The sequence below is a fragment of the Croceibacterium mercuriale genome (assembly GCF_000802385.1).
In the GTDB taxonomy this organism is placed as follows: Bacteria; Pseudomonadota; Alphaproteobacteria; order Sphingomonadales; family Sphingomonadaceae; genus Croceibacterium; species Croceibacterium mercuriale.
The window spans coordinates 97,702-120,598 of record NZ_JTDN01000003.1 but is presented as its reverse complement, the minus strand read 5'-3'; the positions used below and the strand labels follow the sequence as shown (position 1 = coordinate 120,598).

Annotated in this window: 27 protein-coding genes and 1 pseudogene; 7 read left to right on the top strand and 21 right to left on the bottom strand. The window is 63.9% G+C overall.

The features are described 5' to 3' along the window. Positions 1 to 41: 41 nt before the first annotated feature. From PK98_RS14975 to PK98_RS14900, 16 genes are all read right to left on the bottom strand, one after another. Entirely contained in the window at positions 42 to 1,742 is a 1,701-nt protein-coding gene (locus tag PK98_RS14975; RefSeq protein WP_152608744.1) for a conjugal transfer protein TraN, read from the bottom strand. A 50-nt stretch (positions 1,743 to 1,792) separates the two neighbouring features. Then, a complete protein-coding gene (gene trbC, locus PK98_RS14970; RefSeq protein WP_052208903.1) occupies positions 1,793 to 2,530 on the bottom strand; it encodes a type-F conjugative transfer system pilin assembly protein TrbC in 738 nt (245 codons plus the stop codon). 14 nt (positions 2,531 to 2,544) lie between these two features. Then, positions 2,545 to 3,573 carry a conjugal transfer pilus assembly protein TraU gene (gene traU, locus PK98_RS14965; protein ID WP_052208901.1) on the bottom strand — a complete coding sequence of 343 codons (1,029 nt, stop codon included), beginning with the start codon at positions 3,571 to 3,573 and terminating at the stop codon, positions 2,545 to 2,547. Further along, positions 3,570 to 3,848, bottom strand: coding sequence for a hypothetical protein (locus PK98_RS14960; protein WP_039097844.1), 279 nt, complete (start codon positions 3,846 to 3,848; stop codon positions 3,570 to 3,572). The genes traU and PK98_RS14960 overlap by 4 nt, the downstream gene beginning before the upstream one ends. Then, a complete protein-coding gene (gene traW / locus PK98_RS14955; RefSeq protein ID WP_039097843.1) occupies positions 3,845 to 4,492 on the bottom strand; it encodes a type-F conjugative transfer system protein TraW in 648 nt (215 codons plus the stop codon). The genes PK98_RS14960 and traW overlap by 4 nt, the downstream gene beginning before the upstream one ends. Then, positions 4,489 to 5,010: a S26 family signal peptidase gene (locus PK98_RS14950; protein WP_052208899.1), complete on the bottom strand. Its 522-nt coding sequence runs from the start codon at positions 5,008 to 5,010 to the stop codon at positions 4,489 to 4,491. Before PK98_RS14950 ends, traW begins: the two co-directional genes overlap by 4 nt. Then, the gene (locus PK98_RS14945) at positions 4,994 to 5,590 is read right to left on the bottom strand and encodes a TrbI F-type domain-containing protein (protein WP_039097842.1); all 597 of its coding nucleotides are present in this window, start codon (positions 5,588 to 5,590) and stop codon (positions 4,994 to 4,996) included. Before PK98_RS14945 ends, PK98_RS14950 begins: the two co-directional genes overlap by 17 nt. Beyond that, positions 5,583 to 5,948, bottom strand: coding sequence for a hypothetical protein (locus PK98_RS14940; protein ID WP_235425551.1), 366 nt, complete (start codon positions 5,946 to 5,948; stop codon positions 5,583 to 5,585). Before PK98_RS14940 ends, PK98_RS14945 begins: the two co-directional genes overlap by 8 nt. Continuing rightward, entirely contained in the window at positions 5,945 to 8,503 is a 2,559-nt protein-coding gene (gene traC, locus PK98_RS14935) for a type IV secretion system protein TraC (protein ID WP_039097841.1), read from the bottom strand. The genes PK98_RS14940 and traC overlap by 4 nt, the downstream gene beginning before the upstream one ends. A 6-nt stretch (positions 8,504 to 8,509) precedes the next feature. Beyond that, entirely contained in the window at positions 8,510 to 9,178 is a 669-nt protein-coding gene (locus tag PK98_RS14930; RefSeq protein ID WP_052208896.1) for a hypothetical protein, read from the bottom strand. After that, positions 9,175 to 10,032 (bottom strand): DsbC family protein, encoded by an 858-nt coding sequence (locus PK98_RS14925; protein WP_039097840.1) that lies wholly within the window; start codon positions 10,030 to 10,032, stop codon positions 9,175 to 9,177. The genes PK98_RS14930 and PK98_RS14925 overlap by 4 nt, the downstream gene beginning before the upstream one ends. A 10-nt stretch (positions 10,033 to 10,042) precedes the next feature. Then, positions 10,043 to 11,356, bottom strand: coding sequence for a TraB/VirB10 family protein (locus tag PK98_RS14920; protein WP_039097839.1), 1,314 nt, complete (start codon positions 11,354 to 11,356; stop codon positions 10,043 to 10,045). Positions 11,357 to 11,359: 3 nt separating this feature from the next. Further along, positions 11,360 to 12,103, bottom strand: a complete 744-nt coding sequence (locus tag PK98_RS14915) for a type-F conjugative transfer system secretin TraK (RefSeq protein ID WP_081996311.1) — start codon at positions 12,101 to 12,103, stop codon at positions 11,360 to 11,362. Then, the gene (locus tag PK98_RS14910) at positions 12,103 to 12,672 is read right to left on the bottom strand and encodes a type IV conjugative transfer system protein TraE (RefSeq protein WP_039097838.1); all 570 of its coding nucleotides are present in this window, start codon (positions 12,670 to 12,672) and stop codon (positions 12,103 to 12,105) included. Before PK98_RS14910 ends, PK98_RS14915 begins: the two co-directional genes overlap by 1 nt. A gap of 1 nt (position 12,673) precedes the next feature. After that, positions 12,674 to 12,958, bottom strand: a complete 285-nt coding sequence (traL, locus tag PK98_RS14905; protein WP_039097837.1) for a type IV conjugative transfer system protein TraL — start codon at positions 12,956 to 12,958, stop codon at positions 12,674 to 12,676. Positions 12,959 to 13,042: 84 nt separating this feature from the next. Next, complete coding sequence (locus PK98_RS14900; protein ID WP_039097836.1) at positions 13,043 to 13,363, bottom strand: hypothetical protein; 321 nt, start codon at positions 13,361 to 13,363, stop codon at positions 13,043 to 13,045. 379 nt (positions 13,364 to 13,742) lie between these two features. On the opposite strand from PK98_RS14900, the gene PK98_RS14895 reads away from it, so the two are divergent. The 3 genes from PK98_RS14895 (at position 13,743) to PK98_RS17455 (ending at position 15,021) form a co-directional block, all read left to right on the top strand. After that, the gene (locus PK98_RS14895) at positions 13,743 to 14,114 is read left to right on the top strand and encodes a hypothetical protein (RefSeq protein WP_152608741.1); all 372 of its coding nucleotides are present in this window, start codon (positions 13,743 to 13,745) and stop codon (positions 14,112 to 14,114) included. Between the two features lie 75 nt (positions 14,115 to 14,189). Beyond that, positions 14,190 to 14,669 carry a hypothetical protein gene (locus tag PK98_RS14890; protein ID WP_039097834.1) on the top strand — a complete coding sequence of 160 codons (480 nt, stop codon included), beginning with the start codon at positions 14,190 to 14,192 and terminating at the stop codon, positions 14,667 to 14,669. Positions 14,670 to 14,715: 46 nt separating this feature from the next. Then, the gene (locus PK98_RS17455; protein ID WP_235425550.1) at positions 14,716 to 15,021 is read left to right on the top strand and encodes a hypothetical protein; all 306 of its coding nucleotides are present in this window, start codon (positions 14,716 to 14,718) and stop codon (positions 15,019 to 15,021) included. Here the strand turns inward: PK98_RS17455 and PK98_RS16510 are convergent. Beyond that, positions 15,016 to 15,846 carry a lytic transglycosylase domain-containing protein gene (locus PK98_RS16510; protein WP_152608740.1) on the bottom strand — a complete coding sequence of 277 codons (831 nt, stop codon included), beginning with the start codon at positions 15,844 to 15,846 and terminating at the stop codon, positions 15,016 to 15,018. The genes PK98_RS17455 and PK98_RS16510 overlap by 6 nt on opposite strands. Positions 15,847 to 16,077: 231 nt before the next feature. Between PK98_RS16510 and PK98_RS17525 the strand changes: the two genes are divergently transcribed. Next, positions 16,078 to 16,311, top strand: coding sequence for a hypothetical protein (locus PK98_RS17525; protein WP_039097832.1), 234 nt, complete (start codon positions 16,078 to 16,080; stop codon positions 16,309 to 16,311). A gap of 186 nt (positions 16,312 to 16,497) precedes the next feature. Continuing rightward, a complete protein-coding gene (locus PK98_RS17110) occupies positions 16,498 to 16,677 on the top strand; it encodes a hypothetical protein (RefSeq protein ID WP_161792457.1) in 180 nt (59 codons plus the stop codon). A gap of 98 nt (positions 16,678 to 16,775) precedes the next feature. Here the strand turns inward: PK98_RS17110 and PK98_RS14870 are convergent, their stop codons facing one another. From PK98_RS14870 to PK98_RS14855, 4 genes and pseudogenes are all read right to left on the bottom strand, one after another. Then, on the bottom strand, positions 16,776 to 17,774 hold the full coding sequence (locus PK98_RS14870; RefSeq protein ID WP_052208891.1) for a CBASS cGAMP-activated phospholipase: 999 nt from the start codon (positions 17,772 to 17,774) through the stop codon (positions 16,776 to 16,778). Then, positions 17,771 to 18,214, bottom strand: a complete 444-nt coding sequence (locus PK98_RS14865; RefSeq protein WP_039097831.1) for a PIN domain-containing protein — start codon at positions 18,212 to 18,214, stop codon at positions 17,771 to 17,773. Before PK98_RS14865 ends, PK98_RS14870 begins: the two co-directional genes overlap by 4 nt. Continuing rightward, a complete protein-coding gene (locus PK98_RS14860) occupies positions 18,214 to 18,675 on the bottom strand; it encodes a hypothetical protein (protein WP_039097830.1) in 462 nt (153 codons plus the stop codon). The genes PK98_RS14865 and PK98_RS14860 overlap by 1 nt, the downstream gene beginning before the upstream one ends. A gap of 1,730 nt (positions 18,676 to 20,405) precedes the next feature. Then, positions 20,406 to 21,203: pseudogene (locus tag PK98_RS14855) on the bottom strand (IS5 family transposase). 839 nt (positions 21,204 to 22,042) lie between these two features. On the opposite strand from PK98_RS14855, the gene PK98_RS14845 reads away from it, so the two are divergent. Continuing rightward, a complete protein-coding gene (locus PK98_RS14845; protein WP_081996308.1) occupies positions 22,043 to 22,429 on the top strand; it encodes a helix-turn-helix domain-containing protein in 387 nt (128 codons plus the stop codon). A 28-nt stretch (positions 22,430 to 22,457) separates the two neighbouring features. Beyond that, complete coding sequence (locus PK98_RS14840) at positions 22,458 to 22,892, top strand: hypothetical protein (protein WP_152608739.1); 435 nt, start codon at positions 22,458 to 22,460, stop codon at positions 22,890 to 22,892. The last annotated feature ends 5 nt before the right edge of the window (positions 22,893 to 22,897 follow it).

Genomic DNA, 22,897 nt, shown 5'->3' with positions numbered 1-22,897 from the left:
CTTATACGGCTTGATCGTAGAAACTTGAGCCATAACCCCCCTCATGGCGCACCGTTAACTGTGTAGTATTGGCCGATCTTCTGCTGGATCATCATGCTCGCCTCGATCTCATCGGGCAGGCGGGCGGCCTCCGTGAACTCGGCATAGACCTCGCTGAAATCCATTCGGCTGAGGTCCAGCTGCTGGAATTGGGCGACCAGAAAGCCATCGCAGGTGGGATCCTTGGCCGTGCCCCAGCTCAGCCCGAGCTGTGCCCTGCCCTGCTCCTGAAGGATCCGGGTCAGCTTGGAGGAGAAGCAGCAGTAGGACTGCTTGCGGGTGACGCAGACGCCAAGGATCTTGTCGCTGCAATAGGTCCCGACCTGGTGGCACAGCCCTTTGTCATCGCGTTCGTCGACGGCGCGGTCCTCGGCGTTGCAAAGCCATGGCGTCAGCAGCGGAACGCCCTTGCCCGAGCAGCAGTTGGAGATCCCGAACACCTTGCGCGAGCACTTGCCAACCTCGCCGGTGAACAGCCGCAGCGAAGCGGGATCGAAGTCGGCGCGGACTTCGCCCATGGTCTGGACCGCAACCATGGCGTCCTTGAACTCGGTCGATGCCTGGCGCTCCACGGACGAGCATTCGCCGTTCATGCAATACAGGTCGCCCGAGCAGACATATTGCGACGCCTCTGCCTCAGCCCCGGGCAAGCGGCACTGGAACCAGCGATCGTAAACGTTGCAGGTGCCGTTCGCGTCCTCGCTCAGGCATTCGTCATGGTGGAACGAGCAGTCGGACCGCCCTTCCAGCTCGCTGCAGTCGTTGGCGGGGCGCAGACCATCGCACTGGAATTGGCGCTGCCAGCCCCAGCACGCCCGGGTCACCTCGACACCGTTGATGATCCGGGTCGCAGGCGAAGCGTCCGTGCAGACCTCCGCGGTCATCCGGCAGTCCTGATTGCCGGCGATCGGGGAGCATTGCGTCTCATCGACGGTCTCGGTGACCTCGCGATCGCCGGGGATCTTCACGCCGCCAGCGAAACCGATATCCTCCGAGCACTGGTAGACCATCGCCGGCATCGGAGATGGCTCAGTGCACAGCTCCGGCAAGGTTTCGCCGCCCGGACCATTGTTGTTGTTCAGGCAGATCTGATAATCGTAGTCATAATCCTCGCGGACCAGCTCGCAGCTGTTGTTCTTGTCGAGGGTCCGGAGGCGATTGCACATCCGATTTGAATTGTTCGGGAACTTGGTGAAGACGCTATGGCACAGATACTCCCACCGATCGTCGCCGCTGCCGGTCACGTTCACCACCAGCGGCGCCTGACAGCTGCGCGCTTCGGAGTAGACCTGCGAACCCTGGTTGCAGCTGTCGAGATAGGTGCTGTCCCCTCCCCCACCGCCCGGCAGCGGCTCACAGGAGCCGGCGCCACCGCCAAGGTCCATGCCGATGCCGAGCACCGCATCGGGATCGGCCGCGATCGAGCGGGCGGACGACAGATCGATCGTGGTCGGATCGAACACCGGACGATGCGGGTCGATCACCGTGCGATAGGTGTCACCCGACCGCTGCGCCTCACCCTGGGACGTCAGCCGATCCGGATCGTCGGCCATGTCGCTCGCGGGGATGTCCGTGCCCTGGTAGCCCGGCACCGCCTCTTCCGCGCCCGTCTCGAGCACGCTGCCCAGCGCGGCCTCGCGCATGTCGCGCGCGAACGCCTCCGCATCGGAGCGGATGTCGGCCACGGACTGACCCGACGCCATGCTGGCGCCGAGCAGTGCAGCCGGTGCAAACAGGAGCCAGGGCCAGCGCATCAGCTGGTGCGGCCGAGATTGGTCAGCGCGGTGCGCGAGACGGCCGCGCCAGGACCATTGCCTTCGACAAAGGTCGTGAGCGCATACTGCGCCGAGACGTTGCCCGAGATCTTGTCGTAGGGCGGGGTCTGGCTTGTGCAGACCAGCTGGTCACACGGCTCGAAGCTGCGCGACAACGCCACATAGGTCGGCACCCGGTCGACCCCGAAAGCGCGGAACAGGCGCGGATCAATCGCCATGTTGCTGGCGCCCTGCTGATCGACCACCTTCTGGATGCCCTGCATGAAGGCCTGCGGCGAGCCGGCAGAGAGCCCGCGGAACACCACCACGCCGCCGGCGCGGGTCGTATCGGCGATCAGCCGGCGCAGCGCATCCTCGGGCATCGAGAGGCTGGCAAAGGCGATGAACAGCGGCGCGCCTTCAGGAGCAGCGTTCAGACCTTGCGCGCCGGCCAGCATGGCATCGAAATCGACCGGACCGGCGCTATCGCCGCCCATGCCCGGATCAACGCCGCGCATCGCGTCGTGGCCGGCGTCCACCACTTCGCGGGCATCCTCCTGCTGCACCTCGGCATTGGCGGTAGCGAATTCGAACAGCGCCTGCGCCTCGGCGGCATGTTCGGCCGCGCGGCTCTCGATGGCGCCGAGATCGAGCCCCTCGATCGACTGCGCGACGACGGCCGAGAAGGCGCCGCACGCAAGCATGGCGAAAGCCGGGACGAGCGCTTTGCGGATCATGGTGGTTTCCTTCCTCACAGCACGCAGCAATTGCGCTTGCGCCACACCAGGAAGCCGATGTCCTCGCCCTTCACCGGAAAGGTCTGCGCCGCGTTGGGCGGCAGGGTGCTGGCGCCGATCGGCGAGCAGCTCTCGCGGCCGTTGACCATCGGGGTCGGATTGACCTGCTGGATGCGGTACTGGCTCTTCTTGAGGATCGGCATCAGGTACTTGGAGCACAGGCCCTTGGAGCCCATCGTGCCCCAGGCGAGCCCGGTGCGGTGCATCTTGTAGATCATCCGCTCGGCGGCGAGCCGCGCGCTCTGCGTCACCGCCACGTTGGATCCGATATTGCCGTTCATCGGGTACATCGAACCCTGGCACCCGGCGCACCAGAACAGCGCATCGTTTGGCAGACGCGCCGTGGCGGTCAGGCAGTCGGCGGCGCAGGCGGCCTGCGCGATCGGATTGGCGAAGATTGCCGCTTCGGGATTGAGCAGCGTGGTCAGCTCGTCATCCTGCCACAGCGGATCGATCTCGGTGATGTAGGCGATATCGAAGGTGCTTTGCTCGAAGCACAGGAAGTCCGTCAGGATCTCGAGCCAGTAGAGCAGCGGGTAGACGTAGTAGTGGACGTGGTACTTGGCGGTGTTCTGCCCCTGCCCGCCCACCTGCGAACCGCCCGAGACAAAGCCGCGCCCGACGTCGAGGCCTGGGTCCATCTTTACGCCACCAATGTTGGGGAAGCAGAACGGCCGCGTGGTCACGTCGACAAGCCGCACCGGCTCCCAAAACCCCATTGCCACCCCAATCCGCGGGACCGGCGTGCCGCAGGCACAGATCGGCAGGTCGGGATTGTTGGTGTCCGACCGGTCGGACGGCCAGATCTTGAGTGCGCCGAGCGACAGCGGGAACATGCAGCCCCAGCACACATCGGTGATCGGATTGACGAAGCTGCCCGAGCAGCGGCCAGTTCCGGGCGCGTCCGGCACCGTCTGCGCAACGGCAGTACCGCCCGCAAGAACGAGCACAAGCAGCGCAAGGAACAGGCGGAGCCTGGTCACCTGCCCACCTTACCGTTGAGCAGGAAGTAGTCGTCGGCCTTGTTCTTGGCTCGCAGCCACACTGGTCCCTGGATGGCGGCGAACACCAGCAAGCCAACGGGCAGCGCCAGCGCAACGCCGCGGCCGAACAGCGCCAGCACCGTGGTGAAGAACAGCAGCGAAAGCGCCAGCAGCACGGCCGAGACGATCAGGCTGACGCGCGCACGGCGCAACGTCCGCGTCTCGGGCGCTGCCATCGGCACCGGAATCAGCACATCAGCGAGGCGAGGCTTCATAGGATATCTCCCGGAATCGCGGTCTCACGGACGCGGAGTACCTGGCCGTCCTGCGACACCGACGCCGGCGTGTGGCCAATGCCGAAATGCCGAGTCAGCGTGCCGCTCTGGTCGAAATAGAACCGGCGCTTGTGCGCCTTCATCAGGTCGAAGGGAGAGCCGTTGACCAGGATCAGCTTGGCCTCGCCGTCGTCCCCCTGTTGCAGCGCCCATTCGACCTCTGTCGGCCGATCGCCGTTCACGAACACCAGCTTCTGGCGCATCTGCACGGTGTCGAGCGGATTGACCCGCTGGCCGGCGACGGCGAGCACGTTGCCTTTGTCGTCGAGGATGTCGCGCTCGATGGTGATGGCAGGATCGAACTCCCACTCCCGCGTCTCCTCTGCCGGGCGGATGCCGGCGACCGGGACCGGCCGCATCACCCGGCTCTGCACACGCTGGGAGAACCGCTGCTGCATGTCGTCGAGGCTGCCGTCAGCCGCCGCGCGCTCGAGCCGGGCACGGATCACCTCCATCAGGTCGGGCTCGGCAATCGCCCAGGTCTCGCCCATCTGGCCATGATCGACCGCACCGGCCGGTGCCAGACCGGGCAGCAGCGGACCGATGGCAAGCCCGAGGGCGGCGGAGGCGAGAACGCGCTTCACAGGACGGGCGTCGCAGTACCGACAAGCCGGTCGGTGCAGACAAAGCCGATATGCGCGTAGCGGCTGTCGAAGCCGTCCTTGTGCGTGGTGCCGGCAAACACGCAGTTCTCCGGTATTACGCCGGTCGGCCCCAGCGTCAGGGGATCACCGAGCCGGGTGAGCGGCTTGGTGCGGACCACCGGCGTGCCATTGACCAACACGGTGTCGCCCTGCCGCTCCACCACATCGCCCGGAACGCCATAGGCGATCTTGGCGAACGCAGCGGGCTTCTTGCCGAAGAACTTCTCGGTCAGCGGATCATGGCCGGGATCGAAGATCACGTAATCGCCGCGGTCCGGGAACCGGCCGCTCTCGACGAAGAACCCCCAATTAGGCAGCGAGTCTGTCTGATTGACCATGAACGCGTGAGTGTCGCTCCACCGGGCCAGAGAGGTGTAGGCGGTGGCCGCGATCGTCAGTGCGGCGATCGCCGCCAGCTTGCCGCTGGTGGAGAGCGAGCGCTTAGAGACCAGCGCCATTACTGCCCCCGGTGCCCGGCAAGGCGGCTGTGCCGCTGACCGGGCCGCTACCCTGCATGTACGCCCGCATTTCGCCTGCGACGCCGCCCGGTCCGGGCGCTGCCGGAAGCGGCGCAGCGGCATAGGCCTCGGCCTTCACCGCCTCGGTGATATCGGGCAGTTCGCCGCCGATGATCGCCTGGTGGACCAGCACCACCTTGCCGTCCGCGGCATAGCTGCCGACAATCTCGTCCAGCTTGGCCATGAACACCGCGGTCTGCTGCGCGGCCGTGCGCTCATCATTGCCCGAGCGTGCCTGCGCCTGCAGGTAGTCACCGATGATGCCCTGCAGCTCGAGCTGCACGAAATCGTGGTTGGCCGCCGGACGGGTCAGCGTCTTGGTGACCCAGGCGCCCCATGCGAGCAGGGCGATCGCCGCGACCAGCAGGATCAGCTGCTGGCGATCGAACCCGGCGAAGGTCATGCTGCGGGCGGGCGCCTTGCGGCGCCCGGTGGTGGCAGGGGACGCGGATTTGTGGGGGGCGGCGGTGGTGGTGACGGGGGTTGAGGCCTCGCCATCAGCGTCGTGCAGGTCAGCCATGGGGCAGCTCCGTGGGCTTGAGGATCCGCAGGAGGCTCGACCGGCGGAAGAAGGCGATACAGGCGGTGAACAGCGCGAGCGCTGCCAGCAGGAAGCCATTGAACTGCGCCTGGCGCGCAGCATCGGCCGCGACATAGCGCGAGGCGAGATTGTCGAGCTGGAGCATGGTGCCCGACGGCGTGAAGCCGCCAAGTGTGACGAACAGCAGGGCCACAAGGCCCAGCGAGGAGAGCAGGGTCACCGCCATCCACCCGGTCAGGCGCAGCCCGATCGCCATCGAGGTCTGCGATCCATGTACCGCTCTCTGCAGGCGTGCGTTGCTGCCCATGCGGGCGAGCGAGGAGCCAGGCCGGTTCATTCGGCTGCCTCCGCAAACGTCTGCTGGTAGAGCTCAGGAAAGGCGACTGCCTCAATCGCCTGGGCCATTGGCAGGCCGGCGTGAACGTACTCCTCGATCGCCGCGAACGTCTTTGGCGAGGACGAGTACAGCGTGCCGGAAAATGCATCGAGGACCAGGCGACAGACGCTCTGCATTTCCGGCCCACGGATCAGCACGTCGGAATAGTCGATGCCGTTGCGCTTCAGCGACCGGAGCAGCGCCTCGGTATGGCTGTCCATCTCGAACCGGTCGCTCTTGCGGAAGTCGGCGATGGTCTCGGCCTTCTGCTGCAGGATCAGCATCCAGTCGGAGTTCTCCAGCGCCGCGCGGCTGCCATCGGACTTGTAGTAGTCGTTGATCGACTGCGTGGCGGTGATGAGCGACGCGCCATACTTGCGGCAGGTGCGCGAGTAGGTCTCGACGAAATCGGCCATCGCGCCGCCCTTGAGCATCTGCCAGGCTTCATCGATCAGCAACGCCTTGGAGATCGAGCGATCCATCCGCCGCATGGTCTGCGATGCCACGAACATGATCGAGGTCAGCACCACGCCGCGCAGTTCCTCGCGCGTGGCGAGATCCGACAGCTCGAACACTGTCAGATCGGCCGACAAATCGAGGTTGGCGGCGCCAGTGAAGAAGCGGCCGAACGTGCCGGAGGACGAGTAGGACAGCAGTGAGGTCGCCAGATCGTGCCCGAGCGGGTGACCGTCTTCCTTCAGCGCGGCGATGATCGCATCGATCGTCCCGGCGCTGCCATGGGCGTTCCAGACATCGTTGACCGCCTTGTCGATCAGCCCGCGCTCGGTGTCGTTGAGCCGGGTTTCGTGCCGCGCCATCTGTGAGATGATCGCCTTCAGCATCGCGAGGCAATCGACGAGGTAATCCTCATCGCCGTCCGCCACGCTGTCGTCGATCATGCCGAACGGATTGATCGAGATGCCGGAGGACAGCTTGAACTCGGTGAAGGTGCCGCCGAGCGCCTTGGCCATATGCTCGAACGAGCGGCCGTCATCGATCACGATGATCTTGGCCCCGACGCCGGCAAGGCTCGCGGTCAGGTCCTGCAGCATCACCGACTTGCCAGAGCCGGACTTGCCGGCGATCGCCACGTTGTGGTTGCCGGCGGTGTTCTGGAACGGTGACCAGAACTGCGGCTGACCGCGCCGACCGATGAACATGAGGTGCGGCTGATGGCCGCCGACATACTCACCCTGCAGCGGCGCAATTGCCGCGACGTTGGCCGAGCGCATGGTGCGCAGGCGCTTCATGCGCTTCAGGTCGCTGTCGAGCCCGTCAGCCAGCAGCAGCGGGAAGTGGCTCATGAACGCCATCAGCTGGATGTGCGTCTCGTCGATCAGGTCCCATCCGGCCGCCTTGTAGAGCGCCTTCATGGTCCGCTCGCAGGACTCGCCGCGGCCCTTGGGGGCCAGGATCGAGACGGCGTAATAGCAGGGGATCAGCTTCTCGCCGGCTTTGACGAGGGTCTGGATGTGCTCCCACTCGGCGGCCTGCGCCTTGATCTTGGGGACCAGCTTGGCGCCCTGCCCGTCGGCCAGTGAGCGGGTACGAGCGAACTTGTAGCCGGCCTTGCCCTCGGAGACCTCCTGTCCCGGGATGATCCCGCAGATCGTCTGCACGGTCGGGCATGGCAAGTTGAGCTTGGTGTTGAACACATCGCCGATGGTCTTCTGCGTGTCCCATGGCGCCCAGCGATCGGGGAAGTTGCGCACCGCCATGGTCCGCACGTCGAACCGCTCGGGCACGAAGTCGGCGAGGTCGGGCACACCATCGGTGGTGTCGCCGGTCGGTCGCAGCGATTGTGCGTGCAGGAGCAGCCGGTCGCGCTCGACATGCAGCACCAGGTCACGGCGAACGCACTGCTCGTTGATCGGGTCGAACCGATTATAGCCGGGCACCTCGTCGCCGGCGCCGGTGGACGGCGAAAGGATCTCGTCGAACAGGCGGATCAGATCGACCGGCTCATAGAGCCGCACCGGGACGTTGATCGATTCCAGCGCCGAGACGATGCCGTCGCGCATACTGATGAGATCGGTAAGCTTCAGCCCGCTGCCATCGGTGATGCCGACCGACAGGATGCAGCGGAAGTTGCGCACGAAGAACGGGCCGTCACTGGCCAGCGTCGACCAGGCGCCGTTCCGCAGCTTGTCGAGCCGATGACGCGCCAGCGTCTTGAAAACGCCGCCGGCCTTGTAGCGCGGCAGCACCCATTCCAGCAGCTTCTCGGAAACCCGCGGAGAGGCATAGCTGGTAACGGAGAACTTCGCGCCGGGCAGCAGGATGTCGGCGAAGATGGTCCCGAGGATGTCAGAGATCCGCTCATCCGCGCCGACCAGCGGCGCCAGCTCCATGATGAAGCCCTTGGAGCGGGTCTGATAGAAGACCTGCTTGCCCTCGTCGTAGGAGCGATAGGACAGGAACTCGGACAGCATCGGCGCTGCCGCAGCACGCTGCTTCTTCTCGGGCTTGCGCGCGTCGCCGCGGACGAACTCGAGGATGTTGGTGAGAGCGCCCATGGCCGATTACTCCGGTGTCGCGGGGAAGGAGGCCGCCTGGCGACGGGGCGCTTGCGCGTTGAGCGCGGTCTGCACCTGCTCACGAATGCGGCTCACCGGATCGGCCGTCGCAACGGTCTCGCCAGTCGGCTGCGCAGCTGCACTTTCAGCCGCAACTGCGGCCGGAGCAGCTGAAGGTGCTGCCAGCGCCAGCAGCGATGGCGCGCGCTCCGCTGCTGCAAGCAATCCCTGGCGCCCTGACCCGCTGCCGCGCTGAGCAAGCGAGGTCACCGCATCGCCATAGCCCGGCAATTGGACGCTGGTGTCGACGCTGGCGCGCTCATGCAGCTGCCCGGCCGCATCGACGTAGGCCGGGAACACGACCTTGAGCGTGTAGCGGCTGTCGGCGGTTTGAACCGGAGCGGAGGTTGCTGGCGCCGCCGCGGCGAGAACCGGCCCGACCGAGCGGCCCATGCCCTCGTCGATCGGATAGGGACCTGCAGGCGTGAGCTGATCAGGGCCTTCAGACCGGGCAATCTCGGCCAGTGCGCCATCGTCAATCGAGCTGGAGGGAGCGCACACCCCTTGCGGGCCTTCACAGACAAAGGATCCGGACACGTTCGTGCCGAGCGTGGTGCAGCCCCCGACGGCGAGCGTGGCGCAGCCGAACAGGAAGAGAGCGGATAGGCGGATCATGAGGCGTCTCCCTTGAGCCAGGCTTCGAGGAACTCGCGCGGGCGGTAACCCTGGATCACAGCGCCATCGGCGCGCACGATCACCGGGGTGCCGGTGAAGCCGTGCTGCCGGGCGAATGCCTCGTTGGCATCGAGGCCGGCGGTGTCGCACTCGCCGGTCCCCGACACGGGCTCGCCGGCATAGGCCTGGTCGAGCGCCCGGCGGCGATTGCTGGAGCAGATTACCGCATCCGAGATCGCGCGGGTGCCGAGGATGGAGATCGGCCGCTCGCTGACTCGTACGTTCATGTCGGCGAGCACGTCGTGGAGGCGCTGACAGTAGCCGCAGCGCATGTCGGAGAAGACGGTGACCGCCGGCCCCGCCCTGCCCCAGCTGATCGCGCCACTCGCCGGCAATGCGGCAAGCGCAGACGGATCGACCTTGGCGGCGTTCTGCTGTCCGGCTGCGGCGATCGGCGCGGCCTCTGTCTCCGCCTCGCCAGCTCCACCGGCGCTGGCGCCACCGCTCGCGGCCGCACCCACCAGCATGTCGGGATTGATGTCGAGCAGGCGCGCGGCGGTCAGGTCCTGCCGCGTCTCCATGTCATACACCCGGCCGATGATGAGGTAGCGGCCGCTGGCATCGGTGTAGAACAGGTTCTGCCCGGCCTGGATTTCGCAGATGCCGTTGATCTTGTCGCAGTCGACTGCGGTCAACGGCGTCTTGGGCAAACGCTCCGCAAGGGCGGCCTGGACGGTGCTGCCGCCCATCACGCTCTGCGCGACTGCCTGGACGCCGAAACCTGCCACAAGACCGGAGCCGGCGATCGCGAGCAACGGAAGGAGCTTGTTGCCGTGCTTGAAACGCTTGAGCATCGTTGGCTCCTCAGTTGCGGATGAAGGTGCCGTCGAGGAACACGACCTCGACCTGGGCGCCGGTCGGCATCTCGACGACGGGCTGGTACTGCTCGGCTCGCTCGATCAGATAATCAGACAGCGTGGTCCCGGCCTGCGCTGCGCCACCACCGACCGCGGCGATCCCGACGCTTTCAGCATCAGGCAGCACAGGGTTGCCCTGCGTGATCCGCGGGATCTGGTTGGCAGTGGTGAACGCATTGCCGGCGCCGCTCACAAGGCCCGCGAGGAACGCTTGCGTGGTGAGCCCGCCCTCCCGGCTGACGACCCGGCCACGGATGCCGACCTTGCCGCCATAGGCGAGGAAGCCTTTGACCTCCGTTACAGCGTAGCGACCGCCCGGTTGCGGACAGGTCATGCGCAGCAGCTTCACGTAGACCTTCTCACTCGAGAGATCACCGTAAGCGGCGCCGTTGACGACACAGCCCTGCACTCGCGTGGCCAGCAGCCGTCCATCGTGGAACACCGAGCGCGCCGGCCCGGTGATACGCATCACCACCGGCAGCGGATCGCTCTGGCTGCGAGTGTTGGTGGTGGCGTCCGCACCGACGATCACCGTTGCCCGCGCCATCGAGTTTGGCGGCAGGTAATTGGCGCTGTCGGTGTAGGTGGTGACACCGTTTGCGGAATCGATCCGTGAAGCGGTTCCGGATGCAGCGGCGAAGCTGGTCAGCCGGACATTACTGGAGCGCGGGCCCGGTGCAGCTGCTGCACCCGGTCCCGGTGCCGACGGCACGCCCATCGCAGCAGCGGCGGCCATCGGCCCGGGCGCGCTGGGGCGCGATTGCGACTGCGATAGCTGCTGCTGCAACTGCTGGTTCTCGCGCTCGTAGGCATCGAGCACGCGCGTGCCGTCAGCCGCCATCGCGGCGTTTTCGCCGCGCAGCGCCTCGATCTGGGCCTCCAGAGTGGCGAACTGGTCGCCCCCGCCACCTTCGATACCGGCCAGGCGCTTGCCCTGATCGTTCTGCTGGTGCTCGTAGACGCTCATCCACTCGCGATCAGCGACCTGACGATTGACCATCGCATCGGTGGAGACCGTGGTCTTGACGGCGGAGCCGGTGCCGGTCGCCTGCTCGATCGTCTCGGTGGTGTCGTCCATGACGTACCACATGGCAGCGAGGGCCAGCACGCTGCACACGCCGATCATCACCAGCTTCTGCTTGCGGGCGGTGGCGGCGTTCTCGGCGATGGCGCCATCGGCCTCAACCTCGTCATGCTCGTCGCGCTCGCCGTCAGCTTCGGAGGCGTCGAGGTCCTTGGGCTTACGCTTAAGGAATTCCATGGCTCAAAATCCTTGTGCCGGCGTGACGACGTAGGCCGCCGTCACCTGTCCGGGCTGCAGTTCACGATTGGCGATGCTGACCGCGATCGCGCCGTCGGCGGCGACCAGCTCCTCGGCCAGCGTCATGGGGGCGCCGCCGGTGTTCTCGATCCGCAGGACCTTGCCGGCGAGCGTGGGGCTCAGATACTCGCTGACCAGCTGGACCTTGAGGTCGCCGACATTGACCGGCGCGCGCGGTTCGTCGCGGATCTCGAACCCGCGCACGGTGCGCTGCTCGAACATCGCGCCGACCAGGCCAAGCGCCTGATCGTTCAACGGCGCCGCGCTGGCAAGCTCGGTGGCCGGCGGTTGCGGGTTCTCGAGGTCGGCATTGGTGACGAACACCTGCCGCGCATCGGCGCCGCCCACCTGGCAGCTGAACTTGTAGACGAACCCCTTCTGCGTCGTCCCGAAGAACGACACGCTCGGGCGGGTGTAGCCTTCCGGCACCGAGATATAGAGATCGCCGCGGGTCGGCTCGTGCACGACCGAAAAGTCTTCCAGCGGACTGCCGGCCTCGATCTTGGACACCGCGGCGAAGGCATCGTCCTTCAGCGAAATGCGGGTGAGGTCCTGTTCAGACACCTCGCACTGCACCTCACCATTGTCGGCGACCATGATCGACTGATCGGCGAATGCCGGAACAGCGAGCAAAGCTGCGACCGACATAACAGAGCAGGCGGCGAGCCGCTGCAGCGAACGGCGCATCACGCTTCCTCTCCTTCTTCGACGGGCACGACCAGGCCGAAGCTGAGCAGGCGCAGCGACACGCCGGTGTACTTCCAGTTGAACTGGAAGACCCGGTGCTCGCGGCGCACGTCGCGTGAGCCGACGATGGTATGCACCACCCCGCCCACCTGACTGGTCAGGGCTTCGGGATCGACCTTGATCCAGTCGATCGTCACGAACTGCGTGATCTGCGAGCCCTGCTGTTCCTTCAGCACGCCCATCAGATCTGTCTTGAGCTTGCCCTGCGCCTCGGGCGCGGCGATTTCGATGAGGCTGTCGACCCAGTATTGCAGGGTCTCGGGCGAACGGTTCAGCGCCAGCTGCGCCGTGTCGCGGGTAACCGCTTCCAGGTAGTCCGCCGACACGCCGGCGCTCGAAAGCGTCATGGTGTTGGGCAGGATAGGTTGCAGCACGATCTCGCGATCGCGGCTGCCGGCGGCGAACAGCGTAATCAGCAGTCCGCCGCCGAGTGCCAGTACGGCGATGCCCAGCGCGTTGCGCTGCTTGAGCGTCCGCTGGGAGGTTTCGTGAGCGAAAGAATGGTCCATGTCAGCCCGCCATCACCCGATAAGAGGAAGGCGGAGCGACCTTGAGACCGAAGAACTCCCCAGGCAGATGCCAGTAGGCATAGTGGAGAACCCAATACATCGAGCGTCCAGCGCGTATTTTGCGATAACCGAGCCAAGCCACTATAGAGATGATGAGGCCGACGACGATGTGTTGCGCGACAATCCCCCAAGCAAAAGGGATGAGCATCACGAGGAACTCGTCGAGGGTCCAGAAGCCGATAAGCTCTGGGTCATCGAGATGTTTGGGGATGATGAACTGGTCCACCGGTCACTCCGCTAGGTAGGGCGACGGCCGCATCCGAGTTGCTGCTGGACACGGCCGTCGTTCATCAGGGGTGAACGAGTCCGGTCAGACGGTCCCGGTGACGGTGGAGGTCACGATCGGGATACCGGTGCCGGCGCCCACGCCGACGCCGACCGGGATCGCCACCTGGCCGAGCGAGAACCGGCCGGAGGCCAGACCGACCACACCGCCGGCCAGCGACAGCACGGTGATGATCTTGCCGCCCGAGCCTTCCAGGAAGCCGGTAAAGGCATCCAGCGCGGTGTTGAAGGTTGCGTCGGTCCCGGCCAGCGCAGCTTCGCTGCCCACGATCGCCACAGCAGCGACGGTTGCGGCGGCGACGGCGAGATTGCCCGTCACCCCACCATTCAGGTTCAGTGCCTTCATGTGATCCCCCCTCTGGGATTGCAGCGCTAACAGCAGCGCCACGACAATCAGGGGATCCTCGGAACGATTTCTCAACCAACTGCGCGAATGGTTATAACCATTCGCTGCTGTTTAGAGTCGTGTTGGCCCGGACTGAGCTGGCCAGTGGCCCAGACTGGGCTATGGGCCGGCCCAAAACAGGCTGCCGCACAGCCTCTGTTCGTCTCCCGCTTGGGCCGGTTCCGGTGGCTACGGCGCTCAAGCCAGGACCCGTCATATCCCGGATCAGGCCGTCACCGTTCCTGTGGAGCACGCAGCGGCACTCGATACCTCAGCTGCGCCTCGTGCTACGGTATGCCGTTAACCAGGTAGTGTGCCTGGCCGAACAAGGACCGCAGTATTGACCGAGGATGGGAGTAGCGTAGCGCCGCGCTCTGGTGTGTACCCGATCCTCGTCAATGATCGGGTATTCGGTGCGATGGTTGAAGCGATCGCCAAGCTCAGCCTCAAGCGAGGCACCTTCGTCACCCTCCGCGACGTCATGGTCCAATGCATGGAGGGCTCGCCGTCGGCCCACCCGCTTGTGCTCTCCACGATGAAGGACTTGGCTCCCCTGGAGGGGCATATCCGAATTTACCTGCGGCTTGGTCAGCGGCAAATCGGTCGAGTGGAGCCGATGAAGGCGGAGCTGGCCAAGCACCTGCAGAGAGAAGTGAAGACGCGAGATCTTGTCTGCTTTTGTTGCTTGCAAATTGCTCACGAGCTTGGTTAATCTCGGTCCACGGTGACATTACGTTCATGCAAATGCATGAGGATGTCGCGCTCACGAGATACCTGGGGGGTTCTCATGCAGATGCTGCCGTCGAACGACTATGGTTCCTTTTTAGAGATCCGGCTCAACTATCCAGGCCTGATACGCGCAGTGATGCGTGACAAGCGCGTCACCAAGACGCAGCTCAAGGATGCGAAGATCATCCGCAAATGCACATGGCGCTGCTTCGATGATCGATTGGACAGGGGCGACATTAGCGCAGCCGAGATGGAGCGTATCCTCCGATATCTTGACATCAATCTCGTTCAGGCATCGCTCGCTTTGGTCTGTCTTGGCAACGCGGATGAATACTTCGAGCCGACATGCGAGACGGCAGCGTTGCTGGCACAAGCCTTGATAGTCTCGCTTACGCAGCAAGTGACTTTGCTGGACGGAAACTTCAATCCGCTAAAGCAAGCCTTGTGTGCGTCTATCGGAGAGCGACATGCCAGCAACCTGATCGAGCACCAGCGTCGCCTCAGTGAACTGCAGGCACGGGACCTTAGCCTCGACTGAGTACGCAGCCTTCCGGAACTCGAGCACAGCGGGTTGATTAACCAGTTTGAAGCTCTTGCGGAACCATGATCTTGTTGTAAAGCACGACGCCCTCAACGCCTGGACCTCCCTTTACGTCGGCGTCGGCCTGATGGCTTTGCTGTGTGCCTGCCTCGCGGCGGCGGCAACGTTTGTGGATTGGCGTAGCGGACGCTGGCGCCCCTCGGTTGCGACCCACTTGGATGCGGCCCTGCTGCTGCCGAAACTTTGGATCCGTTGGCAACTCAATTATCTGCGCGGTGCGCCGGTCATCCTAGCCGTCGCGCTCTACTATGCCTGGAGCGTTGGCTTGCACGTATTTTGGGATCTATGATCCCGGATAGGAGATGTGCGCTATTCGGCGGCCTGCATTGAACTCGGAGCGCTGCGCCATCACGTGGTTCAGTCGGGTGCCGGACAGGATAGCGCGTACGTAGCGGGTTGTTTCGCGAAAGGGGGGTACCCCACCATGCCGGCGCACATTCCCGGGGCCGGCGTTGTAGGCGCTAAGCGCCAGATGCCATTGGCCGAACTCATCAAGCTGCTGACGGAGGTAGCGCGCGCCTCCCGAGAGGTTCTCGCGAACGTCCCAAGGATTGGCGACCCGAAGCCCACGTGCGGTGCCAGGCATAAGTTGAGCGATGCCGATCGCGCCGGCCGAGCTTATTGCACGAGGACTGTAGCGGCTCTCTTGCACGATCAGGCTGTCAAAGAGGGCGACGGGAACGCCCGCTGTGCAGGCGGCTTGCACCATATCTCGGTAGTAGAGCTGCCGTCGCGTCTCGCCGCTTGGTGAAAGCCCTACATAGGGCCGATACGGAGCGAAGCTGCAACCCGCGGAATTGCGCGCTGTTACTTCGTATGTGCGGTCGACAGCTGCACTCTGGCGCCCGCCGCGCATCCAGGCTGGCACTGGAATGGCAAGCCGCTGTGGCACGATGTCCAGTTTCGAGGGTACCGGACCGGATTGGACGGCGGAGGCTTCGCGCTTAAGAATTGCAGGCGGTTCACCCCGTGCAATCGCGTCGGGATCGCGGCCGGGTTCAATCAGCTGAAACTCGGAGGACGGCGAACGCTTAAATACGTGAACTTCGACGTCGCGGGCGACGGCCTTCGAGGACGCCAAAAGCAACGCGATGCAGAACAGAGATCTTTTCATCAAGCATGCCCTCCTTGGGGCATGGCTCGGATATCGCACCGCGAGCTTAGCGCGTTGGTGAGATCCAGTTCAAGCAGGATCGTCGCCGTTTGTGTATGAGCAGCAAGCCGGTGGCACGCAGGTGCTCCTGCAAACCAGAGATCATCGTTACGCTTGCCGTGCGTTGGCCAAGGCGAGACGTACCTCCCGGGCGATGGTGTATACGGCGTGCCGTTGCGCCCCGCGATTGACATGGTCGACGCGGAAGCCCTGATAATGGCGCTGTACCAGGCCTGCCCGTACAAGTTCAGAGACGGCGCGGCTAACATTGGTCCGTCCCGAGTGCTGGAGTCGGCGTTGCACCTCGGCCGTGACGGCGGCCTCGCGTGGAGCTGGATCGGCCGGCAGTCGTCCCGCCCCGGCGAGATCGCGTCGGGCGCGCTCGACCATCGCGAGGCGATGGTGCTCGCGCCGGCCGACTGGTGAAAGCGCCGCCCACAACCAGTCCCGCACTGGCAGGCGCTGATCCTCGTGCTCGATGTAGGGGCCGGCCTTGCCGGAGACAGCGCTCGCCTGAGCAATCAGGTTCAGCACCATGAAGCTGTAACGTGGCCGCTCACAGGTTGTTGCTAGTCGCTCGAGAATTGCGGGCAGGTTTGGAGGGGTGGTCGGATGAGGCTGTGCGTCGGGCTTAGTTGCCTGGCCGGGCTCATCAAGCTGGAAGAGATCGGGCTGGATCATGGAACATATCAAGCACAGCCGGACTCGGCCGTGAATCCCCAAATTGCGCCGACCCACCGTTTAACCATCAGCGGCACTTTACCGGCGGGTAAAGTGCCGCTGATGGCATGATGGCCGCAGAGGTCACCTTTGAGGCTCTGCTACGCTTGCACATGTGACCTTCAAGGGCAGTCTTCCGTCATCCTCGATCAGCGTGACAGTCTCACGAGTTACCGTGCTTCCCGGGCCGGAACATGCGCAAGGAACCTGCGCACTTTCTCCGCCCGCGTTCCCTTCACCTTGTCGACCGCTTGATGGGCCAGAGTCACGAGAAGCTCGGTTGTGGGTGTGTCCACGGTGTCGAGCGCTATCGGCTGCGGTGGCTCTGCGTCGATGCGCATGAAGGTACCGGGGCCAAGCGCTTCGGCCTGACGAAGTGCAAGGACCTCCTGCGCTGACATGATGAGGTCGATAAGTCCGTGCCGCGCGGCCCAGCCGAACTTGCCCGGTGAACCTGTCACCCGTCCTAGCCGGGGGCTGCCTGCCGTGCCGACGCTCAGCAGGTGGCACTCCTCGACAGACGAGCCGTACAGGCGGATGGCTTCTGTGAGCAGGAGCATATCAGGAGCGTTTGCGATCAGCCCGCCGTCCACATGGTTTCGCCCGTCTATCCTGTGCGGCGGAAAGTAAGTCGGTGCGGCGGAGGTCGCGAGTGCCACGTCGATGGTAGGGACGTCATCACCCTGGCCGCCGCTTGCGGCGTCAGTGCGGAAGATCCGCGGTGCGCTGGTCAGCTCGTCTATGGCGCAGATGATCAACGGAGCGGGGATCTCGCGGAATGGCCGCTGGGCCATCGATGGCGTCAGCGCAGTCGTGATTGCCTTTGCCAGTCCGGCACTCCCGTAGCGAGCGCCTACCAATCCTCCGAAGGTGACCGGCCTTGGCCGAAAGATCGCCGGCGCATGACCGCGTAGTACTGCAGCCAGGCTTGCGCCAGGAACGCCGCACGCCAATCCGATGGCAAGGATGCCGCCGATGGATGTGCCTGCCACCATGTCGAAGCGGCGAGCAACGGAAACGCCGCCTATCTCGTCCTCCAGCCGCGCCAGAACGGTTGCGGTGAACAGTCCGCGATAGCCGCCGCCCGACAGGGCCAGCAGATGGCGTTCGACGCGCCCTCGCCGCTCCGCTCTTGGCAGGGTGCCAGCGATCAGTTGGCGTCCGCTCACGGCTCCATGATCGTCAAAGACGTTCGCTCGGCGATTCTGTCGATGACCTCCGCGCTTGCCGTGACAAGCGTGTAGTTGCGAGCGATCGCGGTGGCGACAATCAGCCGATCATCCTCGGGGAGGTCCTCATGCGCGCCATCGATATCGGCGAGCAGGTCACCGCGCAGGTTTGTCTGCCAGGCGTCGACGATCGGCAAGTCGATGTCGATCAAGCTCCCAGCTTCCTCGAGTTCGCGGCGTCCCTCTTGCAGTAGGCGGCGCCAGTGATTGCGCTGTCCCGGCGCCATGTGCTCGATGGTGTCAGCGATTTGCCCTAGGGAGAGCACACTGACGAAGAGGTCATTGCGCCCCGGCTTGGTTGCTTCGACCCACCGGAAGATCGGCCGGCCCGTATCCCTGCTCAGCAAGTCCATGGCCTGCTGAGAATCCAGCAGGTACATCAGGCGCGCAGAAGGCGTGCGCCGCGCGCGCCACGCACGATAGAAGCGCCAGACGTTGCGGCCTCAAGCCCGCTGCGCGGAGCGAAGGCGCTGCCCCAATCGAACTCGTCGCGACCGGCACGCACGACAGCTTGGAAGTCGTCCATCTTGATGACCACAACGCTGTCGCCGATGTCAGCAGCCCCACGACGTCCATCGGACGCCCGGCCGGGCACGACGAGTTGCGCATGCCCGTCGAGCCGCGCCTTGCTAAACGCGACGCGGGATTCTCGCACGTTGGTCCCGTGAACGACATCGCCCGTTCGCAAAGAGCCGTCGATCCGCCCGAAGAACTCCTCCGCGGCCCCTTTGCCAAGCCGGTCGATCAAGGTGCCGAGCGTCACCCCATCGTCTGCGTCGTCCGCTATCTTGCTGTTCGTCGCCATTGCCTCGACTCCAATCTGTGACACGATGTAGGACATGCGTGTACACGGATCAACCTACTTGGCGATGCTTCGGTGTCTTTCCTTGTGACAAACACCAGTCTTGGGCCCGTCAGCGGACAACCAGGTTCCAAGCGTCGATCGCGGGTAAGTTGACCTTAGTTCAGCCGACAGACCCAAACTCCAAGACCCCATTGTGGACGTTCAACGCTTCCTCGCCGTTCCCAACTCCGGTCGATTGTTCATGAGGCCCCTCGGCTTCCTTGAGGCATCCTAGTTCAGTAGTCAGGACGCATCAGCGGGTCGGAAGCCGATATCACTAACCCTCAGAAAATATTTCAAGCGAACTTATTGAGCTGGCGCTAACAAGACTGCATTCTTCTTTGCGAGAAGAGCAACTGTGTGTCCAACGGCTCGGCTCTGTGATCACTGAACGACATAGTCCAAGTCGGGAAAGCTCTGCCGGCCATCCACTCTCGCGTCATGGCGGGATCGGTGCGGGTTTCCAGCTTCTCGGCACCGTGGGCGATCAGGATACGATCGGCTGCCCGAAAGCGGTCGGACCGCTCTCCACCCGTTTAGCCTGAAAAGCAGCCGGTCCGTCCACCACCGGATCAGCCTTGATAGCAGTTGGACACGGATGCCAGCCAACCAAGGCCCCTCCCTGCTTCGGCCACCAACCCCCTGTCTTGCCGCTCATCTTAATGACACGGGACAGGCTGGAGATGGAGTGAGGAATGGGCTGATGACAATCTGGTACCACCGGCGCATCGCGTGGGTCCGGCTTGCGGGTCGCGCGGCTGGCACTGGCACGGGGCCACAATGTGGTCGCGACCGCCCGCAATGCCGTCGACATTCGCACTGCTCTGGATAGCCACGAGCGCCCGCTGGCACTCGCGCTCGATATAACGGAGGAGCGTCAACCGTCCCGATCGTGTTTACCATGTCACATCACTCCCGAATCATTTCTCGACCACGAAGATTGAACTTCGGTGTGTTTGCGCATCGCGGCGTTCATTCAAGCGTTGGCCAAGCCCACTGCTGGCGCAGCGGGTCCAAGACACCTCACCGCAAACGTTGCGCCGCAGCAGAATAAGCGCTGCGCTATGTGGAATGCTCCACGCTGCCCCCGCTGCCACCGATGGTGACATCATCTCTAATTGGCGGCGAAAGTGTCCTTTCTAATTAGCGGCCACATTTGTCGCTGCCACCGCGTCTGGCGATCATGAGATATGAGATGCCATTCCGGTGCGTATTGCCAAGGATCATACCCGGCAAGAGCTGCTCAGCGGATCGAAATGAGGTAAATCAACTAGTTAGAAGCGCCGGCTGCAGCGAGATTGGCGGCACCGCGATTGCGAGCCGAGACAAAGCAGCTTATGGAGCATCAATGAGCAAGATTCTATTTTGGGTTCGTGGTATCCTTGGTGGTCACTCCAACGATACCAATCCAGGTACCTCAGTTGGGGGCTGCCACTATGGGCGCGCACACTGTAATCCTGTGGGACCCTGCCCTGATTGTGAGGACGAGCGTTACTATTGAAGGTCACGCCGTAAGAGGAATGTCAGAGGCCGCTCGGCGTAATCCTCCACCATACTACGTGATTCACTTAGGTCTTTCAAGATGCGCTGGAAGATACCTGATTTCACAGTTGGATGTGGTCCACAGTTCGTAGTCAAATGTATTGCAAGCAGTTGTATTGTAGCAAGCCTGTAGAGGCCGCTTTGTTCGGGAGGTGAACGAGCGTTCTAAGGGTCCATTTCATAAGTCATGCTGATCGTGCGATGCGCCTGACGAGGACCATGGCGGCGGCTGCGTAGAGGAATGCGGTGGCGGAGCCGATGGTTGCCTCGAAGTCATTGGCCAAGCGGAGATTGCGGCCCATCCATGCAAAGGTTCGTTCGACCACCCAGCGCCTTGGATGGACGGTGAAGCCGATCTCGGACGATCTGGATGTCGATCACTGTGGCTTCGGCGACGCGATCCGAGTTGTGGCGCTATCGGCAAAGGCGCGTTCGACAAAGGGGTGACGGCTGCGAGATTGCCTAAGCAGCGGGACCGCTCCGTCGCGGTCTTGGACGTCGCCAGGATGGACCAAAAGCTCCAAGGCACGACCATCGGTATCGACCATCGCGTGCCGCTTACGCCCCATGACTTTCTTGCCAGCGTCGTAGCCGCGCGGCCCGCCGGCTTCGGTGGTCTTGACCGACTGGCTGTCGATGACGGCTGCTGAAGGCGCCGCGTCCCGGCGTTGCCGGTTGCGGTCGGCGAGCACCAGCGCATGGTTCAGGCTTTGGAAGAAGTCTTGATCTCGCAACCGGGCGAACCAACAATAGACCGTCTGCCAAGGCGGAAAGCCAGGCAGCAGGCACCGCCACGGCGCGCCGGTCCGCAATACGAACAGGATGGCATCAAACAGGCCTCGCCAAGGCCAGCGCCGTGGCCGACCTCTAGCCGGCCCTGCAGGCAGATACGAGGCTACCACCCGCCATTCGGCGTCCGTGAGGCTGCTTGGATATTGGAGAGGATTGCAACTATGCTGCCGTCGAGTGTCGCGGGTCCACATGGCGTTTCCGAGATAGCGCCAGATACCTTCCCGAACCACGCCGACCCGCGATGCTCAACCCCCTGCAGCCACTTACGAAACGGGCTCTTACAGCCGGCATCGCGCTCGCGGATCTAAGCGAGTTCTTCATAGCGAAGGCGGACCCTGCCCGCATCACCAGCTGCCTCATGACAGCACGGAACAATTTGTCATCCTGCCTGTCCAACTCAGCACTGACACAGGCGCCCATGGTGTTCGAGTTCCCAGCATCGGCCAGGCACCTGCGTACCATTTCCGCCCGCCCCCCTCGATCTCCTCCGCAGTTATCGCGAAGGGCTCTCGATGCTGAAGGCCACTTTTGGGATCGGCCGCAGCTTCCGCCACCTTTTCGAGCTCGAAGACACCTGCATGAAGCGCCACCCCGAACATGCCCGTGCGGTTAGGGGACCGGTGAGAGGATGGTCGAAAACGTACGTTCTCATGACTGCCATCTGGGACGCTGGCCGAGTTTACTCCTTCGCCGGTCGCGAGACCAGCGGTTGTATTGACCTTAGCGGGTGTGCCGCGGACGCCTGATCGACGACGATTGATCACGCTCTCATCCGCGAGTTGGTTACCGCACTACCCGTATCCGTCGTTGGGCCTATCCCCCGTCTAAGCTCGGGCGTCGGACGAACCTGCCAGTCATGAACGACGGACTGACGCTTGCCGATCAGCTTCCCGAACGCCGGCTGCGAGCCCGCAGCTCGGAGCGCGAGAGCTAATGGTGAGTCGGAGTCATGTTCTAACGTCTTGGCGTTAGCTCCATCAACCGCCCTTCCGTTGTGTTCGTCCTAACGCCGTTCCGGTAGGTTGATGAAGTGCAACTGAGCGACCGAATCGAAGAGCGGCTACAAGCTTTGGGCATGACCCAAGCGGAGTTGGCTCGTCGGGCTGATATCCCACAATCGACCATGAACAGCATGATCCGTCGCGGCCGACGGTCATCTCCTCACTTGGTGAAAATCGCACGAGAGCTTCAGACCACCGCCGGATACCTGACCGGAGATAGCGATGATCCGGAAAGTGAAGGCAATGCGCCGGAGATCACCGCCGAGGAACGCGATTGGCTGGATCTTCTCCGCGCGATCACGCCGAAGGATCGCAAGGCGATGATGCAGCTGGCGCGCACGCTCGCCCGGGTTTCGGCTGAGGCGGTCGGATTACAGCAGCGCGCCGCTTCTTCCGAGCTTGCGCATGGCGGGTGACACGCATGCAGAAGATCCACGGACTTAGATGGCTATTCCGGTAGCTATGCTGATCGCGGCGGCCACGAAGATCGCCCAGGACGAGCGCGCGCAGCGCGCCGCAAAGTCGTTATGGGACAACGGCGTGGAAGCATGGGGTAAACGGCAAAACGACAGGGCCGCACCAGCGGAGGTGCCCGGCTTGCAATCTGGCGCCGTAACAGAAGCACCGGTGCCGAAGCAGCGTCCAGGATGGCGCGCAGGTATCGAGCGCCGCATGGGCTTCCGCGATGGTCAATCGGGCGACCTAATCCAGTTCACTTACACCGACGAGCATGGCCTGATCTGCGAGCGCCCAGTCGGCAACTGGCGCTGCGAAGGCGGGCAACTCACGGGCTACTGCCTGAACCGAAAGCAGGACAAGAGCTTCGCGGTCCCCCAGATCGGCGAATGGGAAGTGTTCCCGGTTCAGGCCAAAGGCTGATGCTT

Bases quoted from the DNA above. Each gene is read 5' to 3' on its own strand.
- PK98_RS14975 (WP_152608744.1), bottom strand. From the start codon at position 1,742: ATGGCGTCGGGTCAGTCCGTGGCCGACATCCGCTCCGATGCGGAGGCG.
- trbC (WP_052208903.1), bottom strand. From the start codon at position 2,530: ATGATCCGCAAAGCGCTCGTCCCGGCTTTCGCCATGCTTGCGTGCGGC.
- PK98_RS14960 (WP_039097844.1), bottom strand. From the start codon at position 3,848: ATGAAGCCTCGCCTCGCTGATGTGCTGATTCCGGTGCCGATGGCAGCG.
- PK98_RS14950 (WP_052208899.1), bottom strand. From the start codon at position 5,010: ATGGCGCTGGTCTCTAAGCGCTCGCTCTCCACCAGCGGCAAGCTGGCG.
- PK98_RS14945 (WP_039097842.1), bottom strand. From the start codon at position 5,590: ATGGCTGACCTGCACGACGCTGATGGCGAGGCCTCAACCCCCGTCACC.
- PK98_RS14940 (WP_235425551.1), bottom strand. From the start codon at position 5,948: ATGAACCGGCCTGGCTCCTCGCTCGCCCGCATGGGCAGCAACGCACGC.
- traC (WP_039097841.1), bottom strand. From the start codon at position 8,503: ATGGGCGCTCTCACCAACATCCTCGAGTTCGTCCGCGGCGACGCGCGC.
- PK98_RS14930 (WP_052208896.1), bottom strand. From the start codon at position 9,178: ATGATCCGCCTATCCGCTCTCTTCCTGTTCGGCTGCGCCACGCTCGCC.
- PK98_RS14925 (WP_039097840.1), bottom strand. From the start codon at position 10,032: ATGCTCAAGCGTTTCAAGCACGGCAACAAGCTCCTTCCGTTGCTCGCG.
- PK98_RS14920 (WP_039097839.1), bottom strand. From the start codon at position 11,356: ATGGAATTCCTTAAGCGTAAGCCCAAGGACCTCGACGCCTCCGAAGCT.
- PK98_RS14915 (WP_081996311.1), bottom strand. From the start codon at position 12,103: ATGCGCCGTTCGCTGCAGCGGCTCGCCGCCTGCTCTGTTATGTCGGTC.
- PK98_RS14910 (WP_039097838.1), bottom strand. From the start codon at position 12,672: ATGGACCATTCTTTCGCTCACGAAACCTCCCAGCGGACGCTCAAGCAG.
- PK98_RS14900 (WP_039097836.1), bottom strand. From the start codon at position 13,363: ATGAAGGCACTGAACCTGAATGGTGGGGTGACGGGCAATCTCGCCGTC.
- PK98_RS14890 (WP_039097834.1), top strand. From the start codon at position 14,190: ATGCAGATGCTGCCGTCGAACGACTATGGTTCCTTTTTAGAGATCCGG.
- PK98_RS16510 (WP_152608740.1), bottom strand. From the start codon at position 15,846: ATGAAAAGATCTCTGTTCTGCATCGCGTTGCTTTTGGCGTCCTCGAAG.
- PK98_RS17525 (WP_039097832.1), top strand. From the start codon at position 16,078: ATGGTCGACGCGGAAGCCCTGATAATGGCGCTGTACCAGGCCTGCCCG.
- PK98_RS17110 (WP_161792457.1), top strand. From the start codon at position 16,498: ATGAGGCTGTGCGTCGGGCTTAGTTGCCTGGCCGGGCTCATCAAGCTG.
- PK98_RS14865 (WP_039097831.1), bottom strand. From the start codon at position 18,214: ATGTACCTGCTGGATTCTCAGCAGGCCATGGACTTGCTGAGCAGGGAT.
- PK98_RS14860 (WP_039097830.1), bottom strand. From the start codon at position 18,675: ATGTCCTACATCGTGTCACAGATTGGAGTCGAGGCAATGGCGACGAAC.
- PK98_RS14840 (WP_152608739.1), top strand. From the start codon at position 22,458: ATGGCTATTCCGGTAGCTATGCTGATCGCGGCGGCCACGAAGATCGCC.